Below are 21,844 nucleotides of genomic sequence, written 5' to 3'. Positions count from 1 at the left end.
ATCCGTAATCCGTGAGCATGGTGATCTGACTTTTACTTATATCCATTGTTCTCCTTTCTCCCATGCTGTTTTTACGTTTCATATACATGCCTTATTTTTCCCGGAACTTTAATTCAGGTATCACAGGCACTTAAAGCCTTTCATTGATACAAGCAAGCACCGAACCAATGGCTATCATTGAAGTTTTTTCATGCCAGCATCACACACATTATGAGACAGGGAAGGGTGTTGTACGTATGCGAATGAGAAAGAAATGGATGTCCGGTTTTTTGACTCTGGCTTTGAGTACCGTTTTGGTGTTGTCAGGCTGTTCGAGCAATGAGGGGGCTGGGAATTCGCCTGCTCCCGCGGAAGGCAGCGAGCCGCCAGCCGAAGTGACGGAAGCGCAAGATACGATGATTATGGGGCGTGGCGGGGATTCCGTCGCACTCGACCCGGCGATTGTGACCGATGGGGAGTCGCTGAAGATTGGACAGCAGGTGTTTGATTCATTGCTGGATTACAAGGAAGGTGGAACAGAGGTCGTTCCTGGACTAGCAGAGAGTTGGGAGATTTCGGCGGATGGGCTCAAGTATGTATTTAAGCTGAAGTCCGGTGTGAAATTCCATGATGGAACTGACTTCAACGCTGAGGCTGTTGTGTTCAATTTTAACCGCTGGGGTGATCCGGCGAGTGAATATAAATTCGAAGGAGATTCCTTCGATTATTACGACTCCATGTTTGGTCCAGAGGACGGACGTGTGATCAAGGAAGTGACGGCGACGGACGAGACTACGGTGGAGTTCACATTGAACCAACCACAAGCGCCTTTCCTGCAAAATATTGCGATGACGCCATTTGGCATTGCTAGCCCAACCGCGATTCAGGAGAAAAAAGAAAACTTTAAGAGTGAGCCTGTGGGCACCGGCCCATTTGTATTCAAAGAGTGGAAGCGTAACGACTCCATCACCCTGGAGAAAAACGCGGATTATTGGAAAGAAGGACTGCCGAAGCTGAACAAAGTAATCGTGCGTTCAATTCCGGATAACACCGCTCGCTTCAATGCCCTGCAAAATGGCGAGATTGATGTCATGGAAGACCTGAACCCGGACGATCTGTCCATCCTTGAAGGCAACAGCGAGTTACAGAAGATCGAGCGTCCACCGTTCAACGTGGCGTATATCGGCTTTAACTTCAAGAAGAAACCATTTGATAATGTCAAAGTCAGACAAGCCCTTAATCATGCGGTGAACAAGCAGGCCATTATTGATGCGTTTTTTGCTGGACAAGCTGAGCCTGCCGTGAACCCGATGCCGCCAACGCTGTGGGGGTACAACGATACCATTGAGGATTACCCATATGATCTGGAAAAAGCAAAAGCTCTACTGGCCGAAGCTGGCTTCCCTGACGGTTTGCCTGATCCGGTAACCTTCTATGCCATGCCGGTATCCCGCCCGTATATGCCTGATGGCAAGAAGGTAGCGGAAGCGATCCAAGCTGATTTTGAGAAAATTGGCGTTACGACGAACATTGAATCTCCCGAGTGGGCAACGTATCTGGATGATGCCAAAGCCGGGGAGAAAGACGATATCTACATGCTCGGCTGGACGGGTGACAACGGGGACCCGGATAACTTCCTGTACACTTTGCTGGACAAAGACGCCATTCCGGGCAATAACCGCAGCTTCTATGTCAACGAAGAGTTGCATGTGCTGTTGACGGATGCGCAGAAGGAAACAGACCAAGAGAAACGTGCCGAGCTGTACAAACAAGCTCAGGTGATTATCAAGGAAGACGCACCGTGGATTCCACTCGTGCACACCACGCCAATTCTGGCGGGTAAATCAAACCTGAAAGGTTTTGTACCATCTCCGCTGGGCAGCGAATCTTATGCTGGTGCCTACTTTGAGTAACGCAGAGGTAAACTGAATTTCTGTCTCTATCTGTATCTGAATATGCATCTAACGCATTAACCATTCTTTCTATCAAAGCGCTGGTCAGACGCAATGCTTGGCAGAACCTACATCCGGACGTAACTATCCAAAAAGCATGCGTGTCTGCCGGCGCTTTTTATTTTGCACGATATGTCGAAGGCAGGTGAACAGGATTGAACAGCTATATTGTCAAACGTGTGCTTGTGTTGCTGCCCGTACTGCTGGGCATGACCCTGATTGTCTTTTCCATCATCCACGCCATTCCGGGTGACCCCGCTGAGACCATACTTGGGCAAAAGGCAACCGAACAATCCAAGCAGGCCCTTCGTGACCAGCTCGGTCTGGATAAACCCTGGTTCCAGCAATATTTCGCCTACTTGGGCGATTTGCTCAAAGGAGACTTGGGAACGTCCATCCGCACCAAGGTGCCTATTGCCCAGGAAATTGTGCCTTATCTGACAGCAACCCTTGAATTAACGATGGCGAGTATGTTGTTTGCTGTCATTATTGGGGTGAATGCCGGGATTGTCAGTGCATGGAAGCACAACTCCTGGTTTGATTACTGCTGTATGGTCATTGCTTTGGTGGGCGTATCGATGCCGATCTTCTGGCTAGGTTTGATGGAACAATGGCTGTTTGCGAACAAGTTACAGTGGCTGCCGTCCATTGGACGAATGAATGCACGTGATCCGGTGGAAGCCATTACGGGCTTGTATGTGCTGGATACGATGATTGCTGGACAATGGAATCAGTTGTGGACCGTAACGAAACATTTGATTCTGCCAAGTATTGCGCTTGGTACGATTCCGATGGCCGTTATTGCTAGAATGACGCGTTCCAGCATGCTGGAAGTGATGAGTTCCGATTACATTCGTACTGCAAAGGCGAAGGGACTGGGACCGTTTTTTGTTGTATATGGACATGCACTCAAAAATGCGTTTATTCCCGTACTTACGGTTATCGGCATCCAGACCGGATCGTTGCTTGGGGGTGCGGTGTTGACTGAGACGATCTTCGCTTGGCCTGGCGTGGGACGTTATATATATGAAGCGATTAGTTCGCGGGACTATCCAGTGATCCAGAGTGGCATTCTGATCGTGGCATTCTTTTTCGTGGTGATCAATCTGATTGTGGACTTGCTTTACGCTGTGTTTGATCCACGAATTAGTTATAAATAGGGACTCAATAAAGAACCACTCTGCAGAAGCGAAGCTAAAAGCTTTCCGAAAGAAAGTTACATCGGAAGCGTAGGCTGCGCATTTATCACCGGATTTTCACCTTTAAATAGGTGGATCAATAAAATCTGGGGATAACAGCGATCGGAAGATTGTAATGCAATCGTAGTGCTTGAGTGTAATAGAACTCGTTGATCTTTTGTTATATTCATGTTCAAGAAAGGAGACACCGCATGGCCAAATTATCGACCAATACCGGACCATCCATTGACGCTGCGTCGGCGAGCACATCCGGTCCATGGCGGGAAGCGTGGAGAACGTTTCGGAAAAATCGGCTTGCGCTTGCAGGTCTGATTATTATCGTATTTTTTATCCTGTTGGCCTTCCTCGCGCCATATATCGCACCTTACGATTACAAGGAACAGGTGCTGGTGGATCGGCTTCAGGCCCCTTCGGCAGAGCATTGGTTTGGTACCGATGATCTGGGGCGTGACGTGTTTTCCAGAGTGCTGCATGGGGCGCGTATTTCCTTGTGGGTGGGCTTCTTCTCCGTCATTGGTTCCATTATCGCGGGTACGTTGCTTGGTTTAATTGCCGGTTTTTATGGAAAATGGGCGGACATGCTCATCTCGCGTCTATTTGATATTTTGCTCGCATTTCCCGGGATCCTGCTAGCCATCGCCATTGTGGCGATATTGGGCCCGTCGTTGCAAAATGCACTGCTCGCCATCGCCATCGTGAATATCCCGACCTACGGAAGATTGGTGCGCTCACGGGTACTCAGCTTGAGGCAGGAGGAATTCATTACGTCGGCACGGACACTTGGAGCAGGCAACGGGCGAATCTTGTTTCGTCACATCTTGCCCAACAGCCTTACTCCGCTGATCGTGCAGGGTACACTTGGAATTGGGACGGCGATCATCGAGGCCGCTGCACTCGGATTTCTAGGCATGGGTGCGCAACCACCCGACCCGGAATGGGGAAAAATGCTGTCGGACTCCCGTCAGTTTATACAAAAAGCACCGTGGACACTGATTTTCCCCGGCGTTTCCATCATGTTGACCGTGCTCGGCTTCAACCTCATGGGCGATGGACTACGCGATACCCTTGATCCGAAAATGGCCAAAAAGTAGTAGTTTCTAACTCTAATCGTAAATGTCTTTCACCATGCCGGTTCGAACTTTGGTTCGAGGCGGCTTTTGTTTTACTTGCGGGATTACGTTAAAATGATTGGTGATGTGCAAAAGTTGAAGGGGTATTCAATCTTTTTGTTAAAATAACCGCCTGCGTATTGACACCCAATTTTCCCATATGTTATATAAAAGGAAGGGTTTAGCACTCCGATCATTAGAGTGCTAACAAATGATGTTTTTACTATAAGCCTACATATGGAATGATTCTGTTTTTGAAAATAGATATTGAACCTGAGTCAGACATGCGAATTCCAAAGGGGCACAACAGACCTGAAGCGGCATTCCACGTTTAATAAAAGATATCACTTCATTGATGATCTCTATCCTAAAAAATCAGTCGCTGATCAGATGCAAAAATAGTGCAGGGGACGAAATCGATTTGGAGGAAGCAGAGCGTTCGCCTTTATCCCCGTATTTCTTTAATTCCCTTTTTAAAAAGGGAATTAAAGAAATACGGGGATAACAGCGATCCGAAAAACGATTCGTAATCGGAACGGCTATATTGCAGAACGTCATGCACTTATTTTTTATAATGAGCCATTAGAGTGAATCACATATCTGTGGACTAGAGCGATCAAGGTTTTTGAGTCTACTAATGGCCGCAGGATTATCTCAGTTACTTCCTATTTTCAACTCAATCATTCGATATCCCAATTTGAAAGGAGTCCAACCACTCATGGCTAAAAAAGAATTCCAGGCAGAATCCAAACGTTTGCTGGATATGATGATCAACTCCATTTATACCCAAAGAGAAATCTTTTTGAGAGAATTGATCTCCAACTCCAGTGACGCCATTGATAAAATTTATTACAGAGCACTAACCGACGATTCACTCGTTTTCAACAAAGAGGACTACTTCATCAAGCTCACAATCGACAAAGAAAACCGCACGCTCACACTGACGGATACCGGAATCGGGATGACGCAGGAAGAGCTGGAGAACAATCTGGGCGTGATTGCGAAGAGTGGTTCCTTGGCGTTCAAGAAAGAAAATGAAGCAAAAGACGGCCACAACATCATCGGACAATTCGGGGTTGGTTTCTACTCGGCATTTATGGTGGCGGACAAGCTGACCGTAACAAGTAAAACGCTGGGCAGCGACGAGGCTTGGAAATGGGAGTCCGAAGGCGCGGATGGTTACACGATCACACCAGCTGAGAAAGATTCTGTAGGTACAGAGATCGTCCTGACGATCAAAGAAAATACCGAAGAAGATTCGTATGACGAATTTTTGGAAGAGTACCGCCTGAGATCCATCATCAAAAAATACTCCGACTTCATTCGCTACCCAATCAAGATGGATGTAACGGGTCAACGTCCGAAAGAGGGCACAGAGAACGAGTTCGAGGAATATCAAGAAGAACAAACCGTGAACAGCATGGTACCGATCTGGCGTAAAAATAAAAGCGAATTGACCGAAGAAGATTACACTAACTTCTATATGGAAAAACGCTACGGTTTTGACAAACCGCTCAAACACTTGCATATCAGTGCAGATGGCGCAGTGGTATACAATGCAATCCTGTTTATTCCGGAGAATACGCCGTTTGACTACTATACGAAAGAGTATGAAAAAGGCCTTGAGCTATACTCCAACGGTGTTTTGATCATGGATAAATGCGGGGATCTGTTGCCAGACTACTTCGGATTTGTTAAAGGTATGGTAGATTCCGAAGATCTGTCCCTGAACATTTCCCGTGAGATGTTGCAACATGACCGTCAGCTTAGCCTGATCGCGAAGAACATCAAGAACAAAATCAAGAGCCAACTGCAAAGCCTGTTGAAGGATGAGCGTGAGAACTACGAGAAGTTCTACCAAGCGTTTGGTCGTCAATTGAAATATGGTGTATACAGCGACTATGGTGTGAATAAGGATACATTGCAGGATCTGCTGTTGTTCACGTCTTCTAAAGAGAGCAAACTCGTGAGCCTGGACGAATACGTCTCCAGAATGCCGGAAGATCAGAAGTACATCTACTATGCATCCGGTGAGTCCATTAGCCGTATTGAGAAGCTGCCACAGATCGAGGGTGTTCTTGAGAAAGGGTACGAAGTATTGTACTTTACCGATGACATCGACGAGTTCGCGATCAAGATGATCACGAACTACAAGGAGAAAGAATTCAAATCCATCTCCAGTGGTGACCTGGGTATCGAAGATAGCGCGGACAAAGAAGAAACGGACGCTCAGGACAATGACAACAAAGAGTTGTTTGAAGCAATGCAAGCTCAATTGGCTGGTAAAGTCAAAGCGGTTAAAGCTTCCAAACGCCTCAGAAGCCACCCGGTATGTTTGTCCACTGAGGGTGAGCTGACGATTGAAATGGAGAAAATCCTGAAAGCTATGCCGAACAGCGAAAACGTACAAGCCGACAAAGTGCTGGAAATCAACGTAAATCACGATGTCTTCAAATCATTGAAAGACGCTTTCGCGCAGGATCAGGAAAAGCTGAACCTTTACACAAGCCTGCTGTATCATCAGGCATTGCTGATCGAGGGACTGCCAATTCAGGACCCAGTAGAGTTCACCAACGATATCTGTAAGGTTATGGTGTAAACTTTCGTACAAGCGTGCGATAATATCCTTGATGCAAAAATTCACGTAGCTTCGAGAGTAGACTACGTGAACATTAAGTTTAGAAGTTAAATCACTTCGCTGCACCCACCATATTCATCCGACAGGGCATTTCCGTCCTGTCGGTTTTTGTTTTTTTTACCCACAACGGGGAGGGCACAGGGGAGGCAGACTATCATTGTAATGATGGATGATATTATTCTAAGTTGAACTTGATTTTCACTCGTTTTTAGCGAGATAACTGGTGAATACCATATTGTATTTAAAGGACAGCAAAAGTAGTGAAGGGGACGGAATCGATTCTGAAGAAGCGAAGCGCTCGCCTGAAAGCTTTCTGTAAGAAAGCTGCATCGGAAGCATAAGCTGTCTCCGGGTTTTTCCCTTATTAAAGGGATTCAGAAAACCTGGAGACAACAGCGATCAGAAGAACGATCCGTAACCGGAACGGCCACGCAAACTGTTTAAGTCACTTTTTTTCATCATTAGTCACGATAGTGTGAGTTTAATATGAATCATTGTCATTTAGATGCACGGATGATAGTCTGGCAGGGTATAATAAGAGAAGATGACTGTTCATTACAAGTTGATGTAAGAAGAGATGACAATCGCAGACAGGTTTTACTTTTCGAAACCACAGATGTTGTGTATAATCACTCAAAATAGAGACAGTCGGCTAGGAGTGATCCCCATGCAATGGAACGATCTGAGAGAACATAGACAATATCCTGAATTAACCAAATTGGATGGATCTCGTGCAGCGTATGAACGGGACTATTCCAGACTCATTCATTCACCGACCTTCCGTCGGTTACAAGGCAAATCGCAGGTGTTTGGCGCAGGAACGGGTGATTATTATCGTACTCGTTTGACCCATTCCCTGGAGGTGGCACAGATTGCACGAGAGGCTGCCCGAAGTTTGATTCGCCGTTTTCCTGAGGTAGACTGGGACCGTGCGGACAACCCCGGCCTTATTATTGATTCAGAAGTGGTGGAGTGCGCTGCAATCGCACATGATTTTGGTCACCCGCCGTTTGGACATAAAGGTGAAGAAGTATTAGATGGTATTCTGGATGACCTCATTAACACCGAGGCTAAGAAAATCATGAAAAAAAGCCGCAGTGCCAAAGTTCCCAAGGTGGAGTCTGAAGTCCGTGCCGAGTTAAAACGAAAATACGAGCATTTTGAAGGCAATGCACACAACTTCCGTCTCATTATGCACTTGGAGAAACGTGAAGATATCGACGGACTGAATCTGTCTGATGCGGTATTACTAGGGATAAACAAATATCCGTACCCTGGGACAGAGAGCAAAAAAGGCATGTATCATCATGAGTGGCAATATATTCGGGAGATCCGTGATCGCTGGAACGTGCCGGCAGGCAAGAAGACGCTGGAAGCACAGCTGATGGACCTTTGCGACGATATTGCGTACTCCTCACATGACCTCGAGGATGGCATCAAAGCAGGTAAAATTGAAGTACATGAGCATTTCCTGCAAGATCCGCATGTGAATCGACTGATTGTGGATAAAATTACAACGCTGGAGGATCTGTTCTGGAACGGATGGACCCGAGAAGCGATTGGGCAAAAGGTAGAAGAGGTCCTCGCTTCGTTCCTGCGCATCTGGAATGAGAAGATGCCGTTCTGCGAGCATGATTACTCGCGTACCCGTCGTGAAGTGAAAGCCTATTGGGTGAGCTTTTTTGTAGGCAGCCTGGGCGTTATTGACGACGGTGACTGGAAGAAGGTAACTTTTGTCCGTGAAGGGGCTGAAGACCTTGATATGCTGCGTACGGTGAGTGTGCTCAAGAGTTTTGCCTGGGTGACCATGATTCGTGACCTACGTGTACAGCGTCTACAGAAGCGCAGTGAGTGGATGATTAAGCGATTATGGGATGCATTCCTCGATCCGGAAACGTCCAAATCGATTATTCCATCCGACTGGCTGCAGCGGTATGAGAAGGATCAAGCCAAAGCCCAGCCGATCTGGACTTGGGAACACATGGTGATCGATTATATCGCAGGAATGACGGATGCATTTGCCGAGAAAATATATAATGAACTCTACGGTCTGAAGGTGGGTTCGATCTACGATCTGGATTAAAATTAACCGATATAAAGGGAGATGAGACGCGTGGCTAAGCGAATGAGTGAGATGTTCAGTCTGGGCGTACTTGACCTTGTGCCAAGGTTAAACGATGCCACAGCGGAACAGGCACTTCAACAATCGCTGACACTTGCGCAACATGCCGAGGCTTGGGGATACGCCCGATACTGGACATCAGAGCATCATGATATGGCTGAATTGGCATCGGCCTCTCCCGAAGTACTGTTATCCCACATCGGAGCAAGGACAACAACGATCCAGCTTGGCTCTGGTGCGGTCTTGTTGCCGCATTATAGCCCGCTCAAGGTTGCGGAGTCGTTCCGCCTGCTGGCTGCGCTCTATCCTGGGCGCATTGAGCTTGGGCTCGGACGTGCTCCTGGCGGTGGACCTCATGCCACGATGGCACTCAGTGGCAATTACTTGCAGCATGTGTCCAAGCTGCCTGAATCGCTCGCAGCACTCACGGAACTGCTCGAAGACCGCTACATGTACGAGGATCATCCCGTGACAGCTCGTCCGATTCCCAAGCTTCCGTTATCACTCTGGATGTTGGGAACTAACGTGAAGAGTGCAGAATTTGCGGCACGGTTTGGCATGGGATATGTCTTTGGTCAATTCATGAGTGATGCCGATGGTACAGAGGCTGTAAGGCGATACCGAGAAGGATTTATTCCTAGTGCAACGATGAAGGAGCCTGAGGTTATGGTGGCAGTCAGCGTATTGTGTGCCGAGTCAGAGACGGATGCTTTGGACTGGAGTCGTGACATGGCGGAGAGGCGCAAGCTGGATGGGGAAGAACGTTCAACGGAGCCGAATTCAAGTGGTATCGCGGTCTCTAACACGAGTGATGAAGCCGTTAGTGATCAAAATGAATCGGTACGGCACTATGCAGGTACACCTGAGCAGGTATGGGCTCGATTGCAACAGGTGAGTCGCAGGCTGGATACGGAGAGGATGCTTCTGGTTACGGCAGGACCAGATTATGAGCGCAGGTTGGATTCATATCGATTGCTGGCTGAGCATAAGACAGCAATACTGAACTAGGCTGATCGCTTTATGATGTTAGCCGTTGGAATCCGAACAAACCGAAGAGCTGCAGATCGGGACTTTACCGTATGCTGCAGCTCTTCGGTTTGGACACTGTCAAGATTCAACAATCTTTTACAAAACCAAGCATCTTAATGACAAAATAATGTTATAATACTTTACGTCTATTTTCCTATCGATATAATATAGATAAGCTCTTTTGACAAGAGGTCAAAAGAAGGGGAAAACAATGACAAAAGCACCTGAATTCGGGATGACCGAAGAGGTCAAGGGGGAAATCATATGTTCAGCAGATTTAAGATCAAGAGTATCGGTCTGCGTATCAGCATCGCGTTCTACTTGTTAATCCTCTGTTTAATTATTTTGAGTGTCACGATTGTCACCCGGATGAATTCAATTGAAACCAACACTAATGAAATTACGAACAATTGGATGCCATCAATCCAGCAAATTAACCGGTTAAATTATACCACAGAGCATGTCCTGTCACTAAGTTATCGTCACTTTGACGCGGAAGAAACAGACAAGGCATTTTTGTCAGAAGAGCGTACCAAGTATATTCGTGAAACGACGCAGGCGATTAAAATCTATGATCAGCAGGAGAAGTCTCCGGAAGAGCTCGAACACTGGACTGCGTTCAAGAACAAGTGGGAAGCATATCTCAAGATTAATACGCAATCGATTAAGCTGAGTGATGAGGGTCAGACACAGCTAGCGAAGGAAGTAGCTGATAAAGGTGCTGATTCCTTTGACACCATGCAAGTCGATCTCGATTATCTCGTGGAATACAATCAGGAACAGTCCAATCTTGCGGCGGCCCAAACGATCAGATCGGTGCAGGATGGTAGGTTAAGCATCATTATCGGTGTTCTTGTCATGATTGTCATTACAGCGATTAGCATTCCGATTATTCGTTCACAAGTCGTGAAACCACTGCTACGTGTCATTAGTGCGGTGAAACTGATTGCAGAAGGCCAATTGAATGTTCAGGACATACATACCAAACATGAGGATGAAGTCGGTGTTCTGGCCAAAGCGGTGAATGACATGAAAGGTAACCTGACTTCCATGGTTCTGAGCGTCAGACGAATTGCGGAAGCTGTCAATCTGCAAAGTGGGGAACTGGCAATATCCTCAGAAGAGGTTAAGATTGGTAGTCGTCAAATTGCTGTGACCATGGAAGAGTCAGCCAAGGCCGCAGAGAGCCAGGCAGAGACAGCCGTGGAATCAGCCCGGACGGTTGAAGCGTTGAATGATCACATTCAAAATCATACGGAACAAGGCAGCCAGTTGCGCGTCATGTCGGATCTTGTTCTGGAACAAGGGCTGAATGGTCGCAAGGCGATGGAACAGTCGGTGCAGCAGATGCAACAGATTTCCGGTTCGGTCTCGGCTTCCATGAACAAGATGGAACGGTTGAATCGTAAAAATGAAGATATTTCCAAACTGGTTCAGGTCATTCATGACATTGCACGCCAAACCAATCTTTTGGCATTGAATGCATCTATTGAGGCAGCACGTGCGGGAGAGAGTGGACGTGGATTCGCTGTAGTTGCATCAGAAGTGCGGAAGTTATCTGAGGCTGTGCAGACTTCGGTTGAAGAGATCACGGTGATTACCGAGGATATTCAGCAAGAGTCACAAGGGGTGGTTTCGGAATTACGTACGGGCGTTCAGGAGACCGAACTGGGTCAGGAACATGTGCTTGCTTCAGGTCAACTCTTCCGTACAATTAACGAATCGGTGGAAGGCATGGTTGGTGTCATCAGCACGATGACAGATGGACTGGCAGGCATGCAGGAAGCAAGCGGACGAATGAATGATTTCAGTCAGCAGATTTCCGCTGTTTCGGAACAATCGGCAGCGAGTGTGGAAGAAGTTTCTGCATCGGCGGAAGAGCAGGTAAGTTCCATGGAAACGATTAGCGGCAACATTCAAAGTCTGAAAGAATTATCGGAAGATTTGCTTACATCCATTGAAAAATTAAAAATATAAGCTTCTTCTTATAATAGAAGAAGCTGGAATCACGCAGGCGGCGATTGGTGAGAAATCAGTATGATATATGAGCTGTTGGCCTATAACGTTTGCTGGCAAGAACGATTAGATTTCCAATGTTATAATCTCAAAATAAAGTAAGGCGTTCCTCAATAATGGGAACACCTTATTTTTTTTCTTTCCAAATAGATACGTGCAAGGAAATGGATAGTTGTCTAGCGGTCTAACATTGTATACAATGACTACCTGAAGCTTTCGTAACAGCCGATATTTGATATGTCTTCAATGAGCTTACTATTTATATAGAAGAAACATGATTAATGAAGGAAGGGGAGGAGGATTTTGCCTGATGAAACACTGGGTACACACGGTACTTCTGGGAAACACCTCTACACCTTTGCTTGCCACGAGAACGAGCGCGAATTATGCATGCTGGAGCTGAATACGCTGCTTGAACCGAGTTCAGAGATCCGTATGGATATGGGGTCGTATGTGTGGTCTGAACGATGTATTCCACCTGGACGTAGCCCTTTTATCCACGGCAGACTGGACGTGATCGGCGAAGGGGGCAGCGTGACTGATCTGCTTCCTCTTGCCAAAGAGATTCATCTGTTGCCAGAAGAGACATTTAAGGTAGTTTGTCTGAAAGAAGGCGATCATGCCCCTGATTATGAACAGTCTCGCCAACTGGAAAAAGAAGTTGGCATGTGCATTAAAGGCAAGGCACAGATGAAGCAACCTAAGGTGACTTTCGGCCTAATCCGAACAGGAGAAAAATGGATCTTGGGCCAGTGGACAGAAGCTGATCGATCATGGCAGATTCATCGGCAGAAGCCGCAAAACTACTCGACTGGATTTGGCATCACGCTTGCGAGAGCGCTGGTTAATATTGCTGTTCCGAGAGTAGAAAACCATCGGTTACTTGATCCATGCTGTGGTATGGGAACGGTTGTCATTGAAGCTTTATCCATGGGAATTGATGCAAAAGGTAACGATCTGAATCCGCTGGCTGTCCGAGGTGCGCGAATTAATCTGCCGCATTATGGATATGATTCGAATCGAATCACACTGGGGGATATGAATGAACTGCAAGATCTGTATGATGCAGCAATTCTGGACATGCCTTATAATCTCTGCTCTGTACTTCCAGATGGTGAGCAACGAGCCATGCTGGAGAGTTTGCGCAGATTGGCAAAACGGGCAGTGGTTGTTTCCACAGAGTGGGTAGAAGAGCACTTGTTGGAAGCGGGATGGACTGTAAAAGAGTACCGAACAGTACACAAAGGCACGTTTATACGTCATATTTGGCTGTGTATGTAAGCGCAAAAAAACAAAAACTCTACCTCTGAGGAAATTTCCAGAGGTAGAGTTTTTTATTGCTTACAATATCCATTGAACTAATTGTTTAGACGAGAACGTAGAGGACAGAAATATTCTTTAGTTCAATGTATATCGTTGATCTGATTTGCACAATATTGCATGGGAACGGGTGTTTGTGTTAATATTTATGACTATAATCCACGAGGTTCACCGGCAGGGTATCGCCAGCGACGTAAGCTTCCAGATTTTTGACGAAAATATCGACTGCTCGATCCGCGTATTGCTCTGTACTTCCTGCGATATGAGGCGTAATTAACACGTTATCCATGCCCCATAGCGGGTGGTCTGCAGGAAGAGGTTCTTCTTCGAACACGTCCAGTGCGGCGAAGGCAACTTGGCCGTTTTGGAGTGCATTCAGCAACGCTTCCGTTTTCACACTGGGGCCACGGCCCACATTGACGAAGCAGGCACCGGATCGGAACTGCTCAAATGCAGTTTGATCATATATATGTTTGGTTTCATCAGTTAGCGGTAAAATGTTAATTACATAATCGCCCTGGCTCAAGGCTTCATGTAAACCGGTCATGTCGTACATTTTGTCCACATTGGGGACATCCTTACCTGAGCGGCGAACTCCGATCGTACGCATGCCGAGGGCTTTGAGAATACGGGCTGTTTCTGTGCCAATCTCACCTACACCAACGATGACTGCTGTTTTGCCATGCAGTTCCGGCAATGGTTTGGCAGGAGCTTTCCATTCGGCCTGCTGTTGATGCAGCATAGCTTGTCTCAGCCAGCGACTGTGGGATAACATCATGCCCAGAATAATTTCGGTGATTGGAATCGCGTGAACTCCATTTGCACTGGTGACCTGAACGTTCTTTTGTTGCAAATCTGCGAAGGGGAGATTGTCCACACCGGCAGACCAGACCTGAACCCACTTCAACAGGCTGTCCTGTTTCAATGCATGTTCTGTGACGAGTGGGGACCAGCCGAGAATAATCTCAGCTTCTTTCAACTCAGCAGGGTCCAATTCCTTGGCTTTTCCGAATTTCAGGGTGTATCCCGGTGCAGCATTCTGAATGCGTTGTTGCTGTTCTTCGGATAGAGATGGAAAACATACAATTTTACCCATAATGTGTGGTCCTCCTGAGATAAATAGTTTGATGAGTTTGATAATTAAAGTGTATCAGATTTGGTGTTGGATGTGCATTAAGGTGGGAAATGCAGGAATCTAGCCTTATTTGCAAATGGTTATATTTGTGTCACTCTATACTTACCCAACTTGAAACGATATGTATAGTCATGAAATAATAGAGCGAACTTTAGAGAGGTGTATGCAATGAATAACCAATCACATCAGGATCATTCATCCCGACGGGAAAGATTGTTTGTGGCAATTCGTATTCCTGTTACTGTTCAGCAGTCTCTTCAGATGGATGCAAGGCTTGTACAGAACAAGCTAGATTTTCGTAAATGGACAGATCATAGAGATTATCATATAACCTTGCAATTTCTGGGGGATACGTTAGTTAGTGACATCGGGCACCTGCGAAAAGCATTGCGCTCAGCAGCAAGCGGATTTCAGCGGTTTGAACTTCAGCTTTCCGATTGGGGCACATTTGGACTTGAAGAAGCACCTAAGGTGCTTTGGAAGGGTGTTAGCGGAGAGATAGAGCACTTGTTTTCATTGCAAAAACAAATCGTGCAGGCGACTTCGCCCCTTGGGTATGAAGCTGAATTAAGACCTTATGCTCCCCACATTACCATTGCCAGAAAATATCTGGGACAGCTTCCAGGTAATGAAAATAAAGGGGTATCTGGAGTGCTTCCGGAACATTCCACAGGTGCTAATTCATGGATGGTGGAGTACATTGTACTTTATGTGACAAGGCTGGGCCAATCGCCAATGTATGAGGTCGTGGATACGTTCGCTTTTTCCTGATAATCATTTTTATGCCATAAAATCACATTGACATAACGTTTATCCCTATGTAATATTAGCCATCGTTATTCAAATTCTTTTTTTTGGGTTACTTAGTTAAGGGAATTGTTTCGACAGGAGGAATCTTCGAATGAACATTATAAGCAAAAATCGTTGGGTAGCACCGATGTTAACAGTGCTGCTTGTATGTATAGTGGGGGTAAATGTCGTTCAGGCGACGGGGAAGTGGAATGAAGCTAGTGATAGTAAACAGATGACCGAACTTGCGGCTTCTGTGCAAAATAACCAAACATCTACGCAAGAAGAGAGGCGTATGATGGAAGATGGGACAAGTCTGTCTTCTAATTTGTCTGCCCAAACCGTAGCGTGGACTGAATCTCTGCCAGCGAAGAACTGGCTTACGACTGCTCAAGAAGAGCAGGAACTGCAAGAAGCCAAGGCCAAGAACAAAGCTAGAGCGGTAGCTGCGGCCAAAGCCAAAAAAGAAGCTGCACTGAAATTGGCCAAAGTGAAACGTGCCAAAGAAGTCGCTGCTGTAACAACTCCCCCCCAAAAACTATACTTTACACGGACCAAACTTCTGAACCAGGAAGACTCGAAACTCGCAACCTGGTCATACAGTGTGTCCGATAAAGAACTGCATCTGCTGCAAAAAATCGTCATGGCAGAAGCGGAAGGTGAACCGTACGAAGGCAAAGTGGCAGTTGCCAATGTTGTCTTAAACCGGCTGCGGTCAGCCAATTTTCCCGATACCATTTACAAGGTCATCTATCAGAAATCCCAGTTTAGTCCTGTAGCGAACGGACGTATGAAACGTGTGGTTCCCAACGAGGACAGCATCAAAGCAGTGAATGCTGCGTTGAACGGGAAGAAGGAAGTTGCTGATGATACGTATTATTTCTTATCATTGACGCTTGCCGACGATCTGACAGTTGCCCGCTCGCAGAAAAAAGTAAAAACGATCGGTCATCATACTTTTTACAAGTAATCGACCCGTAAATTCTGCAAACAGGCAGGGTAGTTAACTGTGTGTGCATCACACGGCCCTTTAAAAAGCCTGAATCGTAGTTTTATTTCGTTATTTAAAATATCGTTATACTCTAAATTACCCTTTTTTCTGCCAAATCATACGGTGGAATTAGTGAAAATAAAAGAAGGTTCCCTTCCAAAAATTCGGAAGGGAACCTTCTTTGTATATCGTGAGCAATTGTCTTGTCCCCTATAACACCTCGTGAGAGTTGTTCTATAGGTCCATAGAGGCGTCAGAATGGTATTCTGGTACCTGACAAGGACGTGGCAGCAATTCCGGCTGTGAAGCGCTCCACGGAGGTTGTTGTGACTTCTGCCGTAGTCGGGAACAATAAGTTATGAACAGCTTGAGCACAGCACTTCGGATCATAGGCCGAATGGTTACCTGAAATATGTGCTACGTTCAGCGGGCTTTCAGTTTGAGTAGACGCCTGTTCCACTAGTTGTCTGAAACGATTGGTGATCACGTCGGCAGAGTGAATGACCTGGCCGTATCCGGCTTGTACAAAGTATTCACAGTTCTCTTCCTCTTGACCTGCAATCGGAGGAATGAACAACATCGGTAGACCCTTGGCCAGCGCTTCAGTGCATGTCATGCCACCTGGCTTGGTGATCAGCACATCGGATACATCCATCAGTTTGCTTACTTCCCGTGTATATCCCAGAATACGAATATTCGGATGCTGGAAGCAAGGCATTTCCTTCATTTTTGCGATCATTTTTTCATTGCTTCCTAGACAGAAGACCAATTGAACACGATCTGCCCAGGACGTGAGAGCTTTCATATGATCCTCATCAAACGAAAGTCCCCATCCACCACCCATAAGAAGCGCCGTAGGCATGTTCTGAAGCCCCATCTCTTCCCGTAGCTTCACCTTATCTCCTGCTTCCCAGAAGTCTGGATGCACAGGGATTCCCGTGATCTGAATATGGGAGGGATCGACACCACGGATCTCAAGCAAAGCTTTGACCTGAGGGGTAGAGACCAGATATTTGTTCACTTCCGGATTAATCCATGTTCCGTGCACGTCATAATCCGTCACAACGGTATAGAGTGGGATATTCAGACCCTGGCGTTTGAGCCGGGAGATGACAGCATTCGGAAAAGGATGGGTACAGATCACCGCATCGGGTTTCAGTTGGGATACGACCTGTGCCGTCTGTGTATAGAAAATTCGGTGCAACGCCAGCTTGGTAAAACCATTTAATGATTTGTTGTACTGTGTGCGGTACAACAGGCTGACCAGTTTGGGTTGAACCGATAGTGTCTTTCGATATGCAGAGAAAATTAGTGGAGCAACGGTTGGGTTCAAAAATTTGCCTAGTTCAATGACACGACTGTGAACATGTGGACTGACTTTTTTGATGCCATGTGCCAGCGCATGAGCGGCCTGAGTGTGACCGGTACCGAAACCTTCCGATAATAAGAGCACTCTTGGTTTTCGCATGAGTTCACCTTTATTCATAAGTTTTAATTCAAAATGAAGATATTCATTGTTTATTCTAGCTATGGAATGCGTTACTACATGAATATACATTGAAGCGCAAAATCATGTTTCTTCTATGAATATTTACACCATATATCTTACAATGAGACAACCTAAACTTCATTATATATACGTATTATCTGAGTCATCTTACACTATAGACGACGACAGAAGGAGTTTCCACTGCATTTAGGTTAAAAAATATTAACACAATTTTTAAAAAGTTAGGGTTGCAATCTGTTTTCGAAGGTGGTATTGTAGTTTTTGACCGAATGACTGAATTGTATTTTTGGTCATTTATATAGAGCGATTGAACAATGAATGCGATTAAAGGAGGGATTAGATGGCTCCGATTGACAGGAGACAGCAGGTTATTCATGCAGCAGCCCAGTCGTTTGCCATGTTTGGATACAAAGCAACGACGATGGATCAGGTCGCCAAGATTGCGAACGTTGGCAAAGGAACGATCTATACGTTTTTCACCAATAAGGAACAATTGTTTGATCAGATCCTGGTAGAAGTGATTCAGGAAATGAAGAACATCGCGCATCGTGAAGTACATCAGGAAAGTGCATTTTTCGATAATCTGTTTCGAGTACTGGATGCCTTGTTGGAGTTTCGTCGTGATCACGATCTGCTCGTTAAGTTATCTCAGGAGCTGAAGGACTTTGGAACGCTGCAGGCCAAGGAAGGTTTGGACAAGGTGGAGAAAGTAATCTCCGACTTTCTGGCTAAGGAGCTTGAGAAAGCAAAAGACAATGGAGAGATTCGAGATTGTGATCCGCAAGTCGTCGCATTTATGATGATTCGCCTGTATATTGCATTAACCTCAGACTGGAGCAAACAACATCAACCGCTGAGCAAAGAGGAAATTAAGACTTACTTTCGCCTTTTCTTAATGGAAGGAATTGCTGCTGTAACGTAATCCGAATTTAATCTACTATAATATAAGGATTTTTATGCGTATCAAGCAGGGAGGCTTGTCGGAAGACAGGTTGTTTTTTTGCCCTGAAGTGACCGTTTGAGGAAAGTAGTCACTTCGTGTTTCAGTATGTTTTCTGGAATGCGACATTGTATTTCATTATGGTTATTCCTGCTCATGGAGCAGAGAGATTAAGGGGAGAAAATGACATGAAATCTTTATCCGTGTTTTTCAAGGATGTGGGATCGGCCGTGAGAAACCCGAAGGTATTGATCCCTGTTATTGCAATTATGTTTATACCGATCCTGTATAGTGGCATCTATCTGGCGGCATATTGGGACCCGTATGGTCATGTGGATGAGATGCCGGTTGCCGTTGTCAATCTGGATAAAGGTGCTGAGCTGGAGGGCAAATCCCTCCATGTAGGTAGTGATCTGGTGGATGAACTGAAGAAAAATGCCGATTTCAAATGGGATTTTGTCAGTGCAAGCCAAGCCAAAGAAGGCATGAGTAATGACAAATATTATATGCAAATTACGATTCCGGAGAACTTCTCATCCCAAGCAACAACATTGCTCGATGACAAGCCGGAGCCGGCTGATCTGATCTATGAACCGAATGGCAATTACAGCTTTGTCGGTGCACAGATCGGTAAGACCGCTATTAAGGACCTGAAAGCAAAAGTCTCAGCCAAAGTAACGGAATCCTATGCAGAGACATTGCTCGACAAGTTCTCCGAAGTATCGGATGGCTTGGCTGAGGCAGGCGATGGGGCAGGTGAACTGAATACCGGCGCAGGCAAACTGGATGATGGTGCTGTTAAGCTCAAGGATAACCTGGCGAAGCTTGCATCCGGAACGCTTGAACTTCAGGAAGGACTTTCTCCGTTAAGTGATGGTGTTAACGCGCTGCACACAGGGGCAACCAAGCTTGAAAGTGGAACATCGAATCTTGTATCCGGTCTTCAACAGCTTCAGGCAGCTGCTTCGAGCCAGCTTCAGAGCGGGGCAGATCAGTTGAAGGATGGCAGCGCCAAGTTGGAAACCGGACTCCAGTCTTCACTGGATGGCACAAGTAAGTTGCAGTCTGGCCTGAAATCGTCAGAACAGGGCAGTGCGAAGCTGTCGGATGGTCTGCAAAGTGCCGTTCAGGGCAGCGGCACACTGGCAACAGGCTTGCAATCGGCTGTAGATGGCAGCTCCAAGGTTGCTGATGGTGCACAGGGCGTAGCCGCCGGATTGAAACAGCTTGCTGCATCGAACCCCGAACTGGCCGAAAATGCGGATGTACAGAAGCTGCTTGCGGCAAGTGAGGCTGTCGCTGATGGCAGTGCACAACTGCATGAGAGCGAGCAGAAGCTGGCGCAAGGTGCAGATCAGCTGCATCAGGGCAACCAGCAACTGGCTGCGGGTGCAGTCGAGCTTCATGGAGGCCAGGAGCAACTTCTTGCTGGTGCGAACCAACTGGTGGATGGTCAGAAGCAATTGCTGGCTGGTGCCGGACAGCTTAGTCAAGGGGGAGCGAAGCTCTCCGATGGTCTGAAGCAGTTCAGCGGCAAACTGGGTGATGCTGCAAGTGGCGGTACATTGCTTGCAGATGGTGCCAAGCAGCTGGGCTCAGGGACAACAGCTTTGCAAACGGGTGTAGGTAAACTAAGTGGTGGCGTTAGTTCACTAACCGATGGTTCCAAGCAACTGGGTGATGGAGCAGGTAAACTGGCTGACGGTCTTACTGAACTAAAAGATGGCTCAAGTGAACTTGAAACCAAGCTGAATGATGCCGCACAGAAAACATCTGAAGTTAAGAAAACGGATGATGTAGTGAACATGTTCGCTGAACCTGTAAACTCCTCGGAGAACACAGCAGAGAACGTAAGCAATTATGGTACAGGATTGACACCGTTCTTCCTGTCGATCGGTCTGTTTGTAGGATCGTTGATTTCCACGATTGTATTGAAAATGCGGGAAACGTCCGTACCTGGTGCAACAGGCTGGAATCGTTTTGTCAGCCGGACACTGGTATTTGGCTCGGTGAGCATTTTCCAATCGGTTATCGTGGCAAGCTTCATGTTATATGGTCTTGGACTGGAGACGCATAGCGTAGGGCTGTTCTATCTGTTTACCATTATTACGGGGCTGACCTTCATGTTGATTGTTCAGGCACTTGTAACCTGGCTGGATCTGCCTGGACGGTATGTTGTCATTCTGCTGCTGGTCTTCCAACTTGCGGCGAGTGCAGGAACCTTCCCGGTAGAACTGATTCCATCATGGCTTCAGGCATTTAGCCCTTGGTTGCCAATGACACACAGCATTATGGGCTTCAAAGCCGTGGTATCGAGTGGTAATCTGGATGTGATGTGGCATCAGGCAGGAATTCTTAGCATCTATGCAGGTGTATCCATTCTGCTGACGCTTGCTTACTTCCTCTGGAATGGCAGACGTCCGAAAAAAGAAGTCGAACACGCTGATTCTGGTCAAGTTGTGACGGCATAAGTCGAACCTGATCTTCAGCAGGGTCATATTTTTGAAAAAAAACTTTATTTTCTTGTAGTGAAATTATGCAATATAGTAGTCAAATAGTGCAAATAGCCTGTGGCCCCAAAAAGGGGTTGCAGGCTATTTTGTATACAAATGCATAGAGAAGTAAATTTTCGCTGGCTTAAGCAGTGAAAATTTGGTGGAATTATGGATAAACCTAGGCCGCACATGGAACGATTTTCTTCTGTCAGCAATTTAATTCAGTTGTACTCTGGCATAAAAAGTGTATAATTATTCGAAAAAGAGATGAATTTAAACGTCACTACTGTAAAGCTGTACTGCAAAACATTTCTTATCAGAGGTATTAAAAAGTTTAAATTGCGCTGATGTTAGGTCGGTGTTAAAATAATAGAACTATATCAAAAAAACGTCGCTCCATTTCAGTAGCCGTGCCAGCGGCTGCGTGTTGATTTATACATGCTGTTTGCCGGATCGTCCGGATCAGCTCATCTCATTCAATGGCTTCTGCCCAATAGCAGGCATTATTTTTGACAGTCTCATGCTGTCACCTCTTCTATCTAGCAGGCTCTATCGCAAGCGAAAGGCCAGCTCCTCCCGTTTCATTGTTGCCTGTTGCCTATGTTCTTGATCTTTCCGAA

Annotated in this window: 14 protein-coding genes; 12 read left to right on the top strand and 2 right to left on the bottom strand. The window is 46.3% G+C overall.

All coding sequences use genetic code 11. The annotated features are described in order from the left end of the window. The first annotated feature begins 242 nt into the window (after positions 1 to 242). From MKX68_RS04665 to MKX68_RS04630, 8 genes are all read left to right on the top strand, one after another. Positions 243 to 1,892: an ABC transporter substrate-binding protein gene (locus tag MKX68_RS04665; protein ID WP_340909508.1), complete on the top strand. Its 1,650-nt coding sequence runs from the start codon at positions 243 to 245 to the stop codon at positions 1,890 to 1,892. Positions 1,893 to 2,086: 194 nt separating this feature from the next. Beyond that, positions 2,087 to 3,091, top strand: coding sequence for an ABC transporter permease (locus MKX68_RS04660; RefSeq protein WP_340909505.1), 1,005 nt, complete (start codon positions 2,087 to 2,089; stop codon positions 3,089 to 3,091). Positions 3,092 to 3,321: 230 nt separating this feature from the next. Continuing rightward, on the top strand, positions 3,322 to 4,221 hold the full coding sequence (gene nikC, locus MKX68_RS04655) for a nickel transporter permease (RefSeq protein ID WP_124117053.1): 900 nt from the start codon (positions 3,322 to 3,324) through the stop codon (positions 4,219 to 4,221). A gap of 736 nt (positions 4,222 to 4,957) precedes the next feature. Next, positions 4,958 to 6,838: a molecular chaperone HtpG gene (htpG, locus tag MKX68_RS04650; protein WP_076327316.1), complete on the top strand. Its 1,881-nt coding sequence runs from the start codon at positions 4,958 to 4,960 to the stop codon at positions 6,836 to 6,838. Between the two features lie 706 nt (positions 6,839 to 7,544). Continuing rightward, positions 7,545 to 8,960: a deoxyguanosinetriphosphate triphosphohydrolase family protein gene (locus MKX68_RS04645; RefSeq protein ID WP_076209597.1), complete on the top strand. Its 1,416-nt coding sequence runs from the start codon at positions 7,545 to 7,547 to the stop codon at positions 8,958 to 8,960. A 21-nt stretch (positions 8,961 to 8,981) separates the two neighbouring features. Continuing rightward, the gene (locus tag MKX68_RS04640; protein WP_445671061.1) at positions 8,982 to 10,007 is read left to right on the top strand and encodes an MsnO8 family LLM class oxidoreductase; all 1,026 of its coding nucleotides are present in this window, start codon (positions 8,982 to 8,984) and stop codon (positions 10,005 to 10,007) included. Positions 10,008 to 10,292: 285 nt separating this feature from the next. Next, on the top strand, positions 10,293 to 12,005 hold the full coding sequence (locus MKX68_RS04635; protein ID WP_340909499.1) for a HAMP domain-containing methyl-accepting chemotaxis protein: 1,713 nt from the start codon (positions 10,293 to 10,295) through the stop codon (positions 12,003 to 12,005). Between the two features lie 342 nt (positions 12,006 to 12,347). Then, positions 12,348 to 13,325 (top strand): TRM11 family SAM-dependent methyltransferase, encoded by a 978-nt coding sequence (locus MKX68_RS04630; protein ID WP_340909497.1) that lies wholly within the window; start codon positions 12,348 to 12,350, stop codon positions 13,323 to 13,325. A gap of 178 nt (positions 13,326 to 13,503) precedes the next feature. Here the strand turns inward: MKX68_RS04630 and MKX68_RS04625 are convergent, their stop codons facing one another. Continuing rightward, complete coding sequence (locus MKX68_RS04625) at positions 13,504 to 14,460, bottom strand: D-2-hydroxyacid dehydrogenase (protein WP_340909495.1); 957 nt, start codon at positions 14,458 to 14,460, stop codon at positions 13,504 to 13,506. 207 nt (positions 14,461 to 14,667) lie between these two features. Between MKX68_RS04625 and thpR the strand changes: the two genes are divergently transcribed. Together thpR and MKX68_RS04615 are read left to right on the top strand one after the other, a co-directional pair. Then, complete coding sequence (gene thpR, locus MKX68_RS04620; protein WP_340909493.1) at positions 14,668 to 15,270, top strand: RNA 2',3'-cyclic phosphodiesterase; 603 nt, start codon at positions 14,668 to 14,670, stop codon at positions 15,268 to 15,270. 130 nt (positions 15,271 to 15,400) lie between these two features. Beyond that, positions 15,401 to 16,258, top strand: coding sequence for a cell wall hydrolase (locus tag MKX68_RS04615; RefSeq protein ID WP_340909491.1), 858 nt, complete (start codon positions 15,401 to 15,403; stop codon positions 16,256 to 16,258). A gap of 274 nt (positions 16,259 to 16,532) precedes the next feature. Here the strand turns inward: MKX68_RS04615 and MKX68_RS04610 are convergent, their stop codons facing one another. Then, a complete protein-coding gene (locus MKX68_RS04610; protein ID WP_133386709.1) occupies positions 16,533 to 17,747 on the bottom strand; it encodes an MGDG synthase family glycosyltransferase in 1,215 nt (404 codons plus the stop codon). Positions 17,748 to 18,129: 382 nt separating this feature from the next. On the opposite strand from MKX68_RS04610, the gene MKX68_RS04605 reads away from it, so the two are divergent. Together MKX68_RS04605 and MKX68_RS04600 are read left to right on the top strand one after the other, a co-directional pair. After that, entirely contained in the window at positions 18,130 to 18,711 is a 582-nt protein-coding gene (locus MKX68_RS04605) for a TetR/AcrR family transcriptional regulator (protein ID WP_036611349.1), read from the top strand. A gap of 206 nt (positions 18,712 to 18,917) precedes the next feature. Continuing rightward, complete coding sequence (locus MKX68_RS04600; protein ID WP_340909488.1) at positions 18,918 to 21,200, top strand: YhgE/Pip domain-containing protein; 2,283 nt, start codon at positions 18,918 to 18,920, stop codon at positions 21,198 to 21,200. Positions 21,201 to 21,844 lie beyond the last annotated feature (644 nt).

This window comes from Paenibacillus sp. FSL M8-0212 (genome assembly GCF_038004645.1).
Taxonomy (GTDB): Bacteria; Bacillota; Bacilli; order Paenibacillales; family Paenibacillaceae; genus Paenibacillus.
The sequence above is the reverse complement of the archived record's forward strand: the minus strand, read 5'-3'. Positions and strand labels throughout refer to the sequence as shown.